At 62.9% G+C, this 12,132-nt stretch carries 15 protein-coding genes; 9 read left to right on the top strand and 6 right to left on the bottom strand.

Annotation, left to right across the window (positions count from 1 at the left end):
- Positions 1 to 84: 84 nt before the first annotated feature.
- From V1288_RS32705 to V1288_RS32685, 5 genes are all read left to right on the top strand, one after another.
- Positions 85 to 1,125, top strand: coding sequence for a DNA-directed RNA polymerase subunit alpha (locus V1288_RS32705; RefSeq protein WP_442893888.1), 1,041 nt, complete (start codon positions 85 to 87; stop codon positions 1,123 to 1,125).
- Positions 1,126 to 1,243: 118 nt separating this feature from the next.
- A complete protein-coding gene (rplQ, locus tag V1288_RS32700) occupies positions 1,244 to 1,660 on the top strand; it encodes a 50S ribosomal protein L17 (protein ID WP_334360932.1) in 417 nt (138 codons plus the stop codon).
- Positions 1,661 to 1,794: 134 nt separating this feature from the next.
- Positions 1,795 to 2,253, top strand: a complete 459-nt coding sequence (greA, locus tag V1288_RS32695) for a transcription elongation factor GreA (RefSeq protein WP_334360931.1) — start codon at positions 1,795 to 1,797, stop codon at positions 2,251 to 2,253.
- 23 nt (positions 2,254 to 2,276) lie between these two features.
- On the top strand, positions 2,277 to 2,573 hold the full coding sequence (locus V1288_RS32690; protein WP_334360930.1) for a DUF1330 domain-containing protein: 297 nt from the start codon (positions 2,277 to 2,279) through the stop codon (positions 2,571 to 2,573).
- A 151-nt stretch (positions 2,574 to 2,724) separates the two neighbouring features.
- Complete coding sequence (locus tag V1288_RS32685; RefSeq protein WP_334360929.1) at positions 2,725 to 3,075, top strand: DUF1236 domain-containing protein; 351 nt, start codon at positions 2,725 to 2,727, stop codon at positions 3,073 to 3,075.
- A 66-nt stretch (positions 3,076 to 3,141) separates the two neighbouring features.
- Here V1288_RS32685 and V1288_RS32680 read toward each other — a convergent pair whose 3' ends face one another.
- The 4 genes from V1288_RS32680 to V1288_RS32665 form a co-directional block, all read right to left on the bottom strand.
- On the bottom strand, positions 3,142 to 3,513 hold the full coding sequence (locus V1288_RS32680; protein ID WP_334360928.1) for a hypothetical protein: 372 nt from the start codon (positions 3,511 to 3,513) through the stop codon (positions 3,142 to 3,144).
- Positions 3,514 to 3,710: 197 nt separating this feature from the next.
- Complete coding sequence (locus V1288_RS32675) at positions 3,711 to 5,204, bottom strand: amidase (RefSeq protein ID WP_334360927.1); 1,494 nt, start codon at positions 5,202 to 5,204, stop codon at positions 3,711 to 3,713.
- Between the two features lie 8 nt (positions 5,205 to 5,212).
- Positions 5,213 to 6,187, bottom strand: a complete 975-nt coding sequence (locus V1288_RS32670) for a Bug family tripartite tricarboxylate transporter substrate binding protein (protein WP_334360926.1) — start codon at positions 6,185 to 6,187, stop codon at positions 5,213 to 5,215.
- A 129-nt stretch (positions 6,188 to 6,316) separates the two neighbouring features.
- Positions 6,317 to 7,330, bottom strand: a complete 1,014-nt coding sequence (locus tag V1288_RS32665) for a zinc-binding alcohol dehydrogenase family protein (RefSeq protein WP_334360925.1) — start codon at positions 7,328 to 7,330, stop codon at positions 6,317 to 6,319.
- Between the two features lie 117 nt (positions 7,331 to 7,447).
- On the opposite strand from V1288_RS32665, the gene V1288_RS32660 reads away from it, so the two are divergent.
- The 4 genes from V1288_RS32660 to V1288_RS32645 all read left to right on the top strand — a co-directional run bounded on the left by V1288_RS32660 (position 7,448) and on the right by V1288_RS32645 (position 11,341).
- Positions 7,448 to 7,825 (top strand): winged helix-turn-helix transcriptional regulator, encoded by a 378-nt coding sequence (locus tag V1288_RS32660; protein ID WP_334360924.1) that lies wholly within the window; start codon positions 7,448 to 7,450, stop codon positions 7,823 to 7,825.
- An 83-nt stretch (positions 7,826 to 7,908) separates the two neighbouring features.
- The gene (locus tag V1288_RS32655; RefSeq protein WP_334360923.1) at positions 7,909 to 9,303 is read left to right on the top strand and encodes a DegQ family serine endoprotease; all 1,395 of its coding nucleotides are present in this window, start codon (positions 7,909 to 7,911) and stop codon (positions 9,301 to 9,303) included.
- The gene (locus tag V1288_RS32650) at positions 9,300 to 10,634 is read left to right on the top strand and encodes a replication-associated recombination protein A (RefSeq protein ID WP_334360922.1); all 1,335 of its coding nucleotides are present in this window, start codon (positions 9,300 to 9,302) and stop codon (positions 10,632 to 10,634) included. The genes V1288_RS32655 and V1288_RS32650 overlap by 4 nt, the downstream gene beginning before the upstream one ends.
- Entirely contained in the window at positions 10,631 to 11,341 is a 711-nt protein-coding gene (locus V1288_RS32645; protein WP_334360921.1) for a tetratricopeptide repeat protein, read from the top strand. The genes V1288_RS32650 and V1288_RS32645 overlap by 4 nt, the downstream gene beginning before the upstream one ends.
- A 103-nt stretch (positions 11,342 to 11,444) precedes the next feature.
- On the opposite strand, the gene V1288_RS32640 is transcribed toward V1288_RS32645, so the two are convergent.
- Both V1288_RS32640 and V1288_RS32635 read right to left on the bottom strand, forming a co-directional pair.
- Complete coding sequence (locus tag V1288_RS32640) at positions 11,445 to 11,732, bottom strand: hypothetical protein (RefSeq protein WP_334360920.1); 288 nt, start codon at positions 11,730 to 11,732, stop codon at positions 11,445 to 11,447.
- Complete coding sequence (locus V1288_RS32635; protein WP_334360919.1) at positions 11,729 to 12,124, bottom strand: TfoX/Sxy family protein; 396 nt, start codon at positions 12,122 to 12,124, stop codon at positions 11,729 to 11,731. The genes V1288_RS32640 and V1288_RS32635 overlap by 4 nt, the downstream gene beginning before the upstream one ends.
- Positions 12,125 to 12,132: the final 8 nt, after the last annotated feature.

Below are 12,132 nucleotides of genomic sequence, written 5' to 3'. Positions count from 1 at the left end.
ATTGTTTTTGGAGTTTTGACTGCTGCGGACTGATCCGCGATCTCCGACGCCGGTGATTTGAAGGCAAATCGACTGGCCGGTCTATTGACCCGAAGGGGTAACAAAGTGACGATCCAGAAAAATTGGCAAGAACTCATTCGACCGAACAAGCTGCAGGTAACGCCGGGCTCCGACGCGACCCGGTTTGCCACCGTCGTCGCCGAACCGCTCGAGCGCGGCTTCGGCCAGACGCTTGGCAACGCGCTACGCCGCATCCTGCTGTCGTCGCTGCAGGGCGCCGCCGTGCAGTCGGTGCACATCGACGGCGTGCTGCACGAGTTCTCCTCGATCGCGGGCGTTCGCGAGGACGTCACCGACATCGTGCTCAACATCAAGGACATCTCGATCAAGATGCAGGGCGAAGGCCCCAAGCGCATGGTCGTGAAGAAGTCGGGTCCGGGCGTCGTCACCGCCGGCGACATCCAGACCGTCGGCGACATCGTCGTGCTCAATCCCGACCTGCAGATCTGCACGCTGGACGAGGGCGCGGAAATCCGCATGGAGTTCACGGTCGCCGCCGGCAAGGGCTATGTCGCCGCCGAGCGTAACCGGCCCGAGGATGCGCCGATCGGCCTGATCCCGGTCGACAGCCTGTTCTCGCCTGTGCGCAAGGTCTCCTACAAGGTCGAGAACACCCGCGAGGGCCAGATCCTCGACTACGACAAGCTGACCATGACGATCGAGACCAACGGCGCGATCTCGCCGGAAGACGCGGTGGCCTATGCCGCCCGCATCCTGCAGGATCAGCTCAATGTGTTCGTGAACTTCGAAGAGCCGCGCAAGGAAGTGGCGCAGGAGATCATTCCCGATCTCGCCTTCAACCCGGCGTTCCTCAAGAAGGTCGACGAGCTCGAACTATCGGTGCGTTCGGCAAACTGCCTGAAGAACGACAACATCGTCTATATCGGCGACCTCGTGCAGAAGTCGGAAGCGGAAATGCTCCGCACCCCGAACTTCGGCCGCAAGTCGCTGAACGAGATCAAGGAAGTGCTGGCCCAGATGGGTCTGCATCTCGGCATGGAAGTGCCGGGCTGGCCGCCGGAGAACATCGACGAGCTCGCCAAGCGTTTCGAAGATCACTACTGAGCGAACAACAAGTCAAAGCGCGATGATGTTTCATCGCGCTTTTTAACGGGCGAACGCAGGCAGCCCACCTGAGCAACAAGTCCGACGAACCGTCGCGACGAAGAGAAGGAATAGTTCAATGCGTCACGGCAAGGTTCATCGCAAACTCAACCGCACCGCCGAGCATCGCAAGGCGATGTTCGCCAACATGTGCGCCGCGCTGATCAAGCACGAGCAGATCGTCACCACGCTTCCGAAGGCGAAGGAATTGCGCCCGATCGTCGAGAAGCTGGTCACCCTCGGCAAGAAGGGCGGGCTCGCCATGCGTCGCCAGGCGATCTCCGAAATGCGCGACGTCGACCAGGTCAAGAAGTTGTTCGACACGCTGGCGCCCCGCTACAAGGACCGCCAGGGCGGCTACACCCGCATCATCAAGGCCGGCTTCCGCTACGGCGATAATGCCCCGATGGCCGTGATCGAGTTCGTCGACCGCGACGTCGATGCCAAGGGCCAGGATTCCGGCCCGGTGCAGGAAAAGTCCGCCGAAGCGGCGTAAGTCTTCCAAAATCGCAAGTTTCAAAAGCGGCGCTTCCGGCGCCGCTTTTTTGTTGGGCGAAGCGCCTGCCATCTCGTCGCCATGCGGGCGCGGGTTCATAGGAACCCTCAGGGCTCGCAGACGTTTGACAAGGTATGAGCAGAGCGTTCGTCAAGGAAACAGCGGACACCGAGGATCTGCCGGACCGGCCGATCTCCGACCTTCCGAATGATGTGACGGCTGAAGGTTTCCGCCGGATCGAGGAAGCATTGGTGGCCGCCCAGGCAGCCCAGGCTGCGGCGCAAGCGGCCGGGGATCGGCACGCCTTGGCGACCGCCCGCCGCGATGTCCGTTATTGGAGCGCGCGTCGCGCCACGGCGGCGGTGATCCCGGAGCCCACGGACAATTCGGTCGTGCGGCTCGGCCATACCGTCACCATCGTGCGCGAGGATGACCGCCGGCAGACGTTCCGCATCGTCGGCGAAGACGAAGCCGACCCCGCACACGGGACGATCTCGCATGCGTCGCCGCTGGCGCGCGCGCTGTTTGGCAAGGGTGTCGGCGATGTCGGCGTCATCGGCGGAGGCGAGGCGGAGATCGTCGAAATCCGGTGATCAAATGTGGTCGGAGGTTCGCGATGTCGGCCTATGTTATTTCCGAAGTTGAGATGCGCGATGCGGCGGGTTTCGAGGCTTATCGCATCATCGCCGCGAAGACGATCGCGCAGTATGGCGGGCGCTATTTGGTCCGCCGCGGCGTCGCAAATTTGATCGAAGGCGGCCCACCGCCGAAAACCATCATTGTCGTCGAATTTCCAACGATAGAACGTTTGCGTGAATGGTACGCTTCGCCGGAATATGCGGAGGCCTTGAAGGTGCGGCAGACGGCACTGGATCGACGGCTGATCTTCGTTGAAGGCGTCGCGCCGCTTTGAGCTTGCAACGGCATGTCGCGCTAAATGGCAGCGCGTCAAGGCCATATCTTTGCCTATTCAACGCGTTGCGGTGCTGAATTCTTCTCGGAACAAGAGCGGGAAAAATCTGTTTTTCCTGCAACCGCGCTGATGCGGTTTGAGGAGGAATCAGATGAAGAAGCTGTTCATGCTTGCGGCCGCAGCGTCGCTGGTTACGACGATGGCCAGTGCCCAAACCACTATAGTCACGCCCGGAACGACCACGGGGGCTGCGGGCGCTACGATCCAGATCGAACCGGAGTATCGCACCCGGATCAAGAGTTACGTCACCGAGCACAAGATCCGTCCGGTCGAAACGCAGGAGAGGATCGTGGTTGGCGCGAAGGTGCCGACCGACGTCGAACTCGTGCCGGTGCCTCCGGATTGGGGTCCGACGGTGACCAAGTATCGCTACGTCTACTCGAACAATCGCGTGATGCTGGTTGACCCCGCAAGCCGAACCGTGGTGCATGAAATCGACTGAACAATCGACTGCGGCGTTGTTCATCAAAAAGGGCCGCCATGCTGGCGGCCCTTTCGATTCGATGCATTACCAATGATGCCAGTGGCGGCGATGGTAAAACCGCGGACCATAGAATCGCGGGCCGCCATAGTAGGCGAACGCCGGCCGAACCACGCGGCGATAGCGGACGACTGGGTAGTAAGGCTCGTCGTAATATCCGCCATAGTAAGCCGGCGCATAGCCGCCGTAATACGGATAGCCGCCATAGTATCCGTAGCCCGGACCATAGGCGTAGGCGTTCGAAGCCAGTCCGCCAATAACCGCGCCCGCGATCAATCCGCCAGCCACGGCCGGAAAAAATCCTCCTCCGCGCCAGTGGGCCTCTGCCGGCGACGGTGCCGTCACCGCCGTCAGGCCCAAGACCGCCGCCGCGGCTAAAGCCAAAGGTGCCTTCCTCATGGACCACTCCTTTCCATAAACAGACATTCGCTAAACACTTTCGAGTGAAGTTCGTTGCGTAAGCGACGGCTTGCCAAGGGTTTGGCGGCGGATTTAATTTTGATGAATGGACGTTCAGGAGGCGGTTTCGCCAGCGCAAGGTAACCCTTGCCGTTGTTCCGTCTGGAACCGGGCAGTAGCCGCAGACGAACATCGCGTCAGTCGAAATCCAGAAAACCCGGCCGGGAGGACATCGGCGGCTGACCGCGCAGCCAGGCGAGATCGGGGACGGGACGGGCCGTCTCCGGATTGGCGCCAAGCAGCGCCTCGATCTCGCGGGCAACGGCAAGCGTCGCGACATCGCCGCCGCGCGGGCCGATGATCTGGATACCGAACGGCAATCCGGCGCCGTCGCGGCCGGCCGGTATCGCCACCGCCGGATGTCCGGCATTGGTGACGGCGTAGGCCAGCGCCAGCCAGTGGAAATAGCTTTTGGTCGGCGTGCCGTCGATCGTGGCCGGGTAGAGCTCCGACCACGGCCGCGGGCTGATCGTGACCGTCGGCGCAATGACAAAATCGTGCTCGCCGAAGAATGTCTGCCAGCTCCGATAGAGCGCGGTCTGCAGCGAGAGCGCGCGCGCCACGTCGAGAGCGGAGTATCCGAGCCCCTCGACGACGTTGTCGCGAATATTGGGGCCTACCTTGTCCGGATGTTTCTCTACGAGTTCGCGGTGACGCCCCAGAAATGCGACGGCGCGCAATATCCGGAACACCTCATCGGCATGGCTGCAGTCCGGATGGGTCCATTCGAGGCGGCGGAATGCCGATCCGAATGTCGCGAGCTTCGTCTTGAATGTCTCGGTGATGGCGCGCTCGGTCGGCGCAAACCCGAAATCGCATGTCGCCGCGATGCTCAAGCCGGCAAGATCGATCCTTGGCGGATTGCGATAGGTCGCGCTCTCAGGCGTTCCGCCGGCGTGAAGGATCGCCGACAGCGGATCCCGCGCGTCGCGATCCAGCATGCAGGAAAGCATCAGGCATGCGTCGGAGACGTTTCGCGCCATTGGCCCGAGCTGCGAGATCTGCAGCCAGGCCATGTTGCGGCTGTTGCTGGCGATCAGCCCGGGCGAGGGACGGAATCCGACCACCCCGCAAAAGGCGGCGGGGTTCCTGACCGAGCCTCCGGTGTCCGAACCGGTCGCCAGCGGCACCATGCCGGTGGCGAGCGCCACCGCCGACCCGCCAGACGAGCCGGCGGCGGAGCGTTCGGGATCGAACGGGTTGCCGGTGGCGCCGTGCAGCGCATTGCGGGTATTGCCGCCCGCGCCCCATTCGGGGACGTTGGTCTTTCCGACGACGATGGCGCCGGCGCGTTTGAGCATCGCGACAACAGCTTCATCCTCGGCCGCGATGTTGTCCGCGAACAGCACGCTGCCAAAACTCGTCGGCAGCCCCTTGGCGTCGACCAGGTCCTTCACGCCGAGCGGAAGGCCGTGCAGCGGGCCGAGTGGATCGCCGCGCATCACGGCGGCCTCGCCCTCCCGCGCCGTTGCGCACGCGCTATCAAACGAGCGCGCGATGATCGCATTGACGGCGGGGTCGATCTCCTCGATCCGCCGGATGCAACTGTCCATGAGTTCGACCGGCGAAAGCTTGCGCTCGCCGATCAACGCCCGGGCCGTTGCCGCGGGCAGATCGCACGGCTCGGTCATATCGGGGGTTACTCTTCCTTGATCCCGCCCTTGCGGGCCAGTTCCTTCATCTCGGCGGTTTCCCTGGCGATGAATCCCGGCCAGTCCGGATAGCGCTTGAAGCCGGCTTCGTACCCGACCTTCTTAAAGCGCTCGATCACCGAAGGGCTTGCGATCGCCTCGTCCAGCACCGAGGCGAGCCGGTCGCGAATGGCCGGCGGGATTCCCTTGGGCGCGACCACAGTACCCCAAGAGACGAGGTCGATATTGGGATAACCGAGTTCGGCGAGTGTCGGAACGTCAGGAAGGAACGGCGAACGTTTGGCGGAGAATACCGCCAGCGGACGCGCGCCGGATTCGAGCAGCGGCCTGATCGCGATCACGGTATCCACATGGTACTCGATGTGCTTGCCCATCAGGTCGTTCATCGCCGGCGCGCTGCCCCTGTAGGGCAGGTGCACCATCTTGATGCCGGCGCTTGATTTGAAGAGCTCGCCGGCGAAATGCGAAATGGTGGCGATGCCGAAGGAGGCCAGCGACAGCTTGTCGGGATTGGCCTTCGCGGCTGCGACCAGCGCCGCGACGTCCTTGATCGGATTGTCGCGATGGGTGACCAGCACCATGGTCAGGGTGCCGGTCTGGCCGATCGGCTCGAAATCCCTGGCGCTGTCGTACGGCACGTTGTCCTTCACCGCATGCTGCAGGGTAAAGGTCGAATTCGAGCTGGCGAGCAGGGTGTAGCCGTCGGGTGCCGCATTGGCGGCCTCCCGGGCTGCGATCGTGGTGCCGCCACCGGGGCGATTGAGCACGATGACGGGCTTGCCCAGGCGCGCCTCGAGCTCGCCGGCAACAATGCGTCCGACGACATCGGAGGCGCCGCCGGGCGGAAAGGGCACGATCAACTGCAGCGGTTTTTCGGGGTAGCTACCTTGCGCCGCTGCGATCGAAGCACAACCCACCACACAGGCCGACGCAATCGCGGCCGTCAGAAACATCCGTATCATGTCGAAACAGGTCTCCTGTCTTCCGTGTTCCCCGGCAATTCGCGCCGGGGTTTTCGGCGACAGCCGTCCCGGATCGATGGGACAGGGTCCTTTGAATCGACCTCCCGATCAACCCTGTTTGTTGGGCAGCTACCAGCCTTCCAGCACGATCTTGCCACGCGACTTGCCGCTTTCCAAAAGCGCGTGGGCGCGCTTCAGATTGGCCGCGTTGATGGTGCCGAAAGTTTGGTCGAGCGTGGTGCGCAGCACGCCCTTGTCGATCAGGTCTGCCACATCGTTGAGCAGATGGTGCTGGGCGATCATGTCAACCGTCTGGAACGACGAGCGTGTGAACATCGATTCCCAGTGGATCGAGACGGCCTTGCCCTTGAAGGCAGAGACGGTGAATTCCGGGGGATCGTCGATCAGGCCGAATTTGCCTTGCGGTGCCATGAAATCGGCGATCGCCTTGTAGTGCTGGTCGGTGAAGGTGAGGCTTGCGACCAGCGCGACGGGCGGCACCTTCAGCTTCTCGATCTGCTCCTTCATCGGTTTGGAATGGTCGACCACGGCGTGCGCGCCGAGATCGAGGCACCATTTCTGCGACTCCGGACGCGTGGCGGTGGCGACGACCGTCAGTCCGGTGAGGCGGCGCGCGAGCTGGATCAGGATCGAGCCGACACCACCGGCGCCGCCGGTGATCAAGAGCGTGCGCGGATCGACGCTCTTGCCCGGCACGGCGCCGAGCCGGTCGAACAGCAATTCCCATGCGGTGATCGAGGTGAGCGGCAAGGCGGCGGCCTGCGCGAACGAAAGCGATTTTGGCTTCTCGCCGACGATCCGCTCGTCGACCAGATGAAATTCCGCGTTGGTGCCCTGGCGCAGGATCGAGCCGGCGTAAAATACTTCATCGCCCGGCTTGAACAGCGTGACGTCGGGTCCAACGGCATCGACGATACCGGCGGCGTCATAGCCCAGGATTTTGGTTTCGCCCTCGGGCGGGGCGGCGCGCTTGCGGACCTTGTAGTCGACCGGGTTGGCTGAGATCGCTTTCACGGCGACTCTGACGTCGCGGCCCTTCGGTTCCGGTTTGGCGGTTTCGAAATCGATCAGCGAATCCGCGTCCTCGATGGGGAGCGATTTTCGGTATCCGACGGCCTTCATGCCCGTTTCTCCTGCCTTGCTTGAGGGTGGCAACCTAACTGTCGCGCTGGCATCAACTTGGCAAGTACTGTAAATTTGGGGAACTAGTCCCTGTTTGGATACTATTGGAAGAGCTCCATGAAACGGCGGAATTTTGCCCACCGGCCCGGTTGCGCGGTCGAGGCTACGCTCGACCTGATCGACGGCAAGTGGAAGGGTGTCATCTTGTTCCACCTGCAGGCCGGCACCCAGCGTTTTGGGGAGTTGCGGCGGCGGATGCCGGCGATTACCCAGCGCATGCTGACCAAGCAGCTTCGGGCGCTCGAGGACGACAAGCTCGTGATCCGCAAGGTCTATGCCGAGGTGCCGCCGCGGGTCGAGTACACGCTGTCGGAGATCGGCGAGAGCCTGCGGCCCGTGATCGAGACGCTGCGGGCGTGGGGCGAGGGCCATCAGGAAAGGCTATCCTCTGCGCCGCCGCCGGACGCCGTCAAAACGCCCGATCGCGCGGCGTAGCTGCCGGTATTTGGGTCCACTTTATCTTCTCTCGTTGTGGCCGCGCATCTATATGTGTGGTGCTGAATTCTTAGGATTGTCGCATGAATTTGATCCGCTTCTTCGCTCTGCTGCTGGCCTCTGTGGTCGTTGCAGCGCCTGCGCTTGCGCAGGACCGGCGCGTGCCGTCCTCGGGTGCCGAGCTGCGGCTGTCCTACGCGCCGATCGTGCAGCGCGCGCAGCCGGCGGTGGTGAACGTTTACGCCGCCAAGACCGTGCAGAACCGTAACCCGCTGCTGGACGACCCGATCTTCCGCCGCTTCTTCGGCGTGCCCGGCCAGCAGCCCGAGCAGATGCAGCGCTCGCTCGGGTCGGGCGTGATGGTCGACCCCATGGGACTCGTGGTCACCAACAACCACGTCATCGAGGGCGCCGATCAGGTCAAGATTTCGCTCGCCGACAAGCGCGAGTTCGAGGCCGAAATCGTACTCAAGGACAGCCGCACCGATCTGGCCGTGCTGCGCGTGAAGGACGGCAGGGAGAAATTCGCCACGCTGGAGTTCGCCAATTCCGATGAGCTGCTGGTCGGTGACGTCGTGCTTGCGATCGGCAATCCCTTCGGTGTCGGTCAGACCGTGACTCAGGGCATCGTCTCGGCGCTTGCCCGCACCAAGGTCGGCATCACCGACTACCAGTTCTTCATCCAGACCGATGCCGCGATCAATCCCGGCAATTCCGGCGGTGCGCTGGTCGACATGACGGGGAAGCTCGTCGGCATCAACACAGCGATCTTCTCGCGCTCCGGCGGCTCGCAGGGCATCGGCTTTGCGATCCCGGCCAACATGGTGCGCGTGGTCGTGGCATCCGCCAAGAGCGGCGGCAAGGCGGTCAAGCGGCCGTGGCTGGGCGCGAAACTGCAGGCGGTGACGCCCGAAATCGCCGAGACGCTGGGGCTGAAGCTGCCGAACGGCGCGTTGGTCGCCAACGTTGCGCCGAACAGTCCGGCCGCGCGCGCCGGCCTGAAGCCATCCGACCTCATTATTGGAATCGAAAGCCAGCAGATCGACGATCCCAACGCGTTCGACTACCGCTTCGCCACGCGGCCGCTTGGCGGCGCTGCCCAGATCGACGTTCAGCGCGCCGGCAAGACCGTCAAGCTGACGGTGCCGCTGGAGACCGCGCCCGATACCAACCGCGATGAAATCGTGCTCACCGCGCGCTCGCCGTTCCAGGGCGCAAAAGTCGCCAATATCTCGCCGGCGGTGGCCGACGAGCTGCACCTGGATTCCCAGACCGAGGGTGTCGTGGTGATCGACCTCGCCGACGGCGGCACCGCGGCCAGCGTCGGCTTCCAGAAGGGCGATATCATCCTTGCGGTCAACAACCAGAAGATCGGCAAGACCAGCGATCTCGACAAGGCTTCAAAAGCTTCTTCCAGGCTCTGGCGCATCGTCGTGGTGCGCGGCGGCCAGCAGATCAACGTGACGCTGGGCGGATGAGCCCGAAGCAACCCCGCGAAGCAACCAATCTCTTCGCTGCGGCGGGGATGGAGCAGGATGCGCCGCATCCGCTGCCCGACCGGCTGCGCCCGCGCTCGCTTGCCGATGTCGTGGGCCAGGATCACATCCTTGGCCCGGACGGCGCGCTGACGCGGATGCTGGAGACGCGCACGCTGGGCTCGCTGGTGTTCTGGGGACCGCCAGGCACCGGCAAGACCACGGTGGCGCGGCTGTTGGCTGACGCCACCGAACTGCATTTCGAGCAGATTTCGGCAGTGTTTTCCGGCGTCGCCGACCTGAAGAAGGTGTTCGACGCGGCGCGCGCCCGGCGCGAAATGGGCAAGGGCACGCTGTTGTTCGTCGACGAGGTGCATCGCTTCAACCGCGCGCAGCAGGATTCGTTTCTGCCCGTGATGGAAGACGGCACCGTGGTGCTGGTCGGTGCCACTACGGAAAACCCGTCGTTCGAACTCAACGCCGCGCTTTTGTCGCGGGCGCGGGTGCTGGTGTTTCATTCGCTCGATGTCGCCGCGATCGAAAAACTGTTTGCGCATGCCGAGAAGATCGAAGGCCGAAAACTACCGCTCGATGCGGAGGCGCGCAGCGTGCTGGTGCGGATGGCCGATGGCGACGGCCGCGCCGCGCTGACCTTGGCCGAAGAGGTCTGGCGCGCCGCGCGCAAGGATGAAAGCTTCAACGCCGCGCAGTTGCAGGAAATCCTGCAGCGCCGCGCGCCGATCTACGACAAATCGGCCGACGGCCATTACAACCTGATCTCGGCGCTGCATAAATCGGTGCGCGGCTCCGATCCGGATGCCGCACTGTATTACCTCGCGCGCATGCTGGATGCCGGCGAGGACCCGCTGTTTTTGGCGCGGCGCGTGGTACGCATGGCGGTCGAGGACATCGGTCTGGCCGATCCGCAGGCGCTGGTGATCTGCAACGCCGCCAAGGATGCCTTCGATTTCCTCGGCCATCCCGAGGGCGAACTCGCAATTGCGCAGGCCGTGATCTATCTCGCCACCGCGCCGAAATCGAACGCCGCCTACAAGGCGTTCGGGGCTGCGATGCGAACGGCGAAAGAGGGCGGCTCGCTGCTGCCGCCAAAACATATTCTCAATTCGCCGACCAAGCTGATGAAGTCGGAAGGCTATGGTTCGGGCTACGCATACGATCACGACGCGCCGGACGCGTTCTCCGGGCAGGACTACTTTCCGGAAGCGCTGGGGCGGCAAACCTTTTACGATCCGCCGGATCGCGGTTTTGAGCGCGAGATCCGCAAGCGGCTGGACTACTGGGCGAAGTTGCGAAGGGAACGTGAGCGCGAATGAGACAGAGCGATCTTAAAGAGGCCATTCGGGTCGTCGTCTTTGCGGTGACGGTGGCGTCTGCATTTTCTGCTGCTGCCGAGACCGTCGAGGTGGTGCCGGGCGTACAAGTGACGAAGCGGACGTATTCCGCGCCGATCAACGAGCAGCCGTTCTTCGGATTTGGAGCCAAGACTCCGGAGCAGAAGGCCGAGGATGAGAAGTTTGTGAGCGCCATCGTCGGGGCCACCGGGTCTCGCGAAAAGGCTTTCGAGGAGACAACCAAGCGTGCCTGGATAGCGATACAGGCCGGCAAGGTGCGGGAGGCCGCGCTGCGGTTTAATCAGGCATTTCTCATTTCACCTGAACAGAGCACTGTTTATCACGGCTTCGCGGTGATTGCTCAAGCTCGCTTCAATGATTTCGACGCCGCCGACGAGCTGTTCAAGATTGCGCTCAAGCAACCTAATCCGGTGAAGGCGCTCAAGGCCGACTATGGCCGGCTGCTCCTGATCGCCAAACGGCCGCGCGATGCGCAGGCGGTGCTGGATCAGGCCGTCAAGGAGTCCCCAGACTTCAGCGATGCCTGGACCAATCTCGCTTGGGCCAGGTTCCAGAACGGAGACCCGGTGGCGGCCTGTGCCGCAGCGGAGGAGGCCGCCAAAAAGCGTCCGTCGAACAATTCCATCAGCGACCTGACCGCGGTCAGAAACGTCGCGCAGTGCAAATAGGGCGAGCGGCTTAGACGATCGGGTGCCGCGACTGCCATGCAGCAACCGAAACGGCGCATTGGCAATGACGCTGAAGCGCTTCATTCGCCGCAACGTCTTCGCGTCAACTCGACCTTACTTCGTAGACCCGAATGCTCGAAATGAAAGGGTTGCCTTGGGCGATCTTCTCGGCGTCGTCGAGACTTGCCGCGTTGACGATCGTGAAGCCGGTGATCGAGTCGGGTCCGAGCGGAAGGTCCCTCGTTCCGTCCTTCGATATTTCGCGACCATTGCCCAGGCCGCCCATGTCGACGGTATGCGGCTTGGTCGCCTCGAACCATTTGCCCCAAGCGGCCATGATTTCCGGGGTAGGTTTCTCAAAGCCGTAGTGCAGCAGCACAAACTTTTTCATGTTCGACTCCTTTTCACCGTTCGGGCCATTTGCTTTCTCTTTGGAGGCTTCGCCTTCGGCACGATGGCCTCGGCATAGCGCAGCGAAAGATCGATCCAGGATGCGCGCCTGCGCGGGTCGGCCAGCAGTTCCTCGGGCAATCGCACATATTCACGCATCGGCCGGCCCGGCATGGGCTCGAAGCGCCGTTCGCCGAATTCGGCGCTGAACCGGGCGCGATCCTTCTCCGATAGCCGTATGATGAAATCGTTCTGATGCAGCCCGATAAAGAGGTTTCCGTTGGCGAAGGCCGCCGGGTAGCCGAACATCTTGCGGCGGGAAACGCTTGTGGCTGACGGAACCGACTTCTCGAACAGATCGATCAGTGACTGCGGTGATTTCGTCCAAGCCACCGGTCCCT

This window comes from Bradyrhizobium sp. AZCC 2176, from assembly GCF_036924645.1.
Lineage (GTDB): Bacteria > Pseudomonadota > Alphaproteobacteria > Rhizobiales > Xanthobacteraceae > Bradyrhizobium.
The sequence above is the reverse complement of the archived record's forward strand: the minus strand, read 5'-3'. Positions and strand labels throughout refer to the sequence as shown.

Coding starts and splice junctions, on each gene's coding strand:
- rplQ (WP_334360932.1), top strand. CDS start 1,244: ATGCGTCACGGCAAGGTTCATCGCAAACTCAACCGCACCGCCGAGCAT.
- V1288_RS32675 (WP_334360927.1), bottom strand. CDS start 5,204: ATGACCGAGCCGTGCGATCTGCCCGCGGCAACGGCCCGGGCGTTGATC.
- V1288_RS32690 (WP_334360930.1), top strand. CDS start 2,277: ATGTCGGCCTATGTTATTTCCGAAGTTGAGATGCGCGATGCGGCGGGT.
- greA (WP_334360931.1), top strand. CDS start 1,795: ATGAGCAGAGCGTTCGTCAAGGAAACAGCGGACACCGAGGATCTGCCG.
- V1288_RS32680 (WP_334360928.1), bottom strand. CDS start 3,513: ATGAGGAAGGCACCTTTGGCTTTAGCCGCGGCGGCGGTCTTGGGCCTG.
- V1288_RS32655 (WP_334360923.1), top strand. CDS start 7,909: ATGAATTTGATCCGCTTCTTCGCTCTGCTGCTGGCCTCTGTGGTCGTT.
- V1288_RS32640 (WP_334360920.1), bottom strand. CDS start 11,732: ATGAAAAAGTTTGTGCTGCTGCACTACGGCTTTGAGAAACCTACCCCG.
- V1288_RS32670 (WP_334360926.1), bottom strand. CDS start 6,187: ATGATACGGATGTTTCTGACGGCCGCGATTGCGTCGGCCTGTGTGGTG.
- V1288_RS32660 (WP_334360924.1), top strand. CDS start 7,448: ATGAAACGGCGGAATTTTGCCCACCGGCCCGGTTGCGCGGTCGAGGCT.
- V1288_RS32685 (WP_334360929.1), top strand. CDS start 2,725: ATGAAGAAGCTGTTCATGCTTGCGGCCGCAGCGTCGCTGGTTACGACG.
- V1288_RS32645 (WP_334360921.1), top strand. CDS start 10,631: ATGAGACAGAGCGATCTTAAAGAGGCCATTCGGGTCGTCGTCTTTGCG.
- V1288_RS32650 (WP_334360922.1), top strand. CDS start 9,300: ATGAGCCCGAAGCAACCCCGCGAAGCAACCAATCTCTTCGCTGCGGCG.
- V1288_RS32665 (WP_334360925.1), bottom strand. CDS start 7,330: ATGAAGGCCGTCGGATACCGAAAATCGCTCCCCATCGAGGACGCGGAT.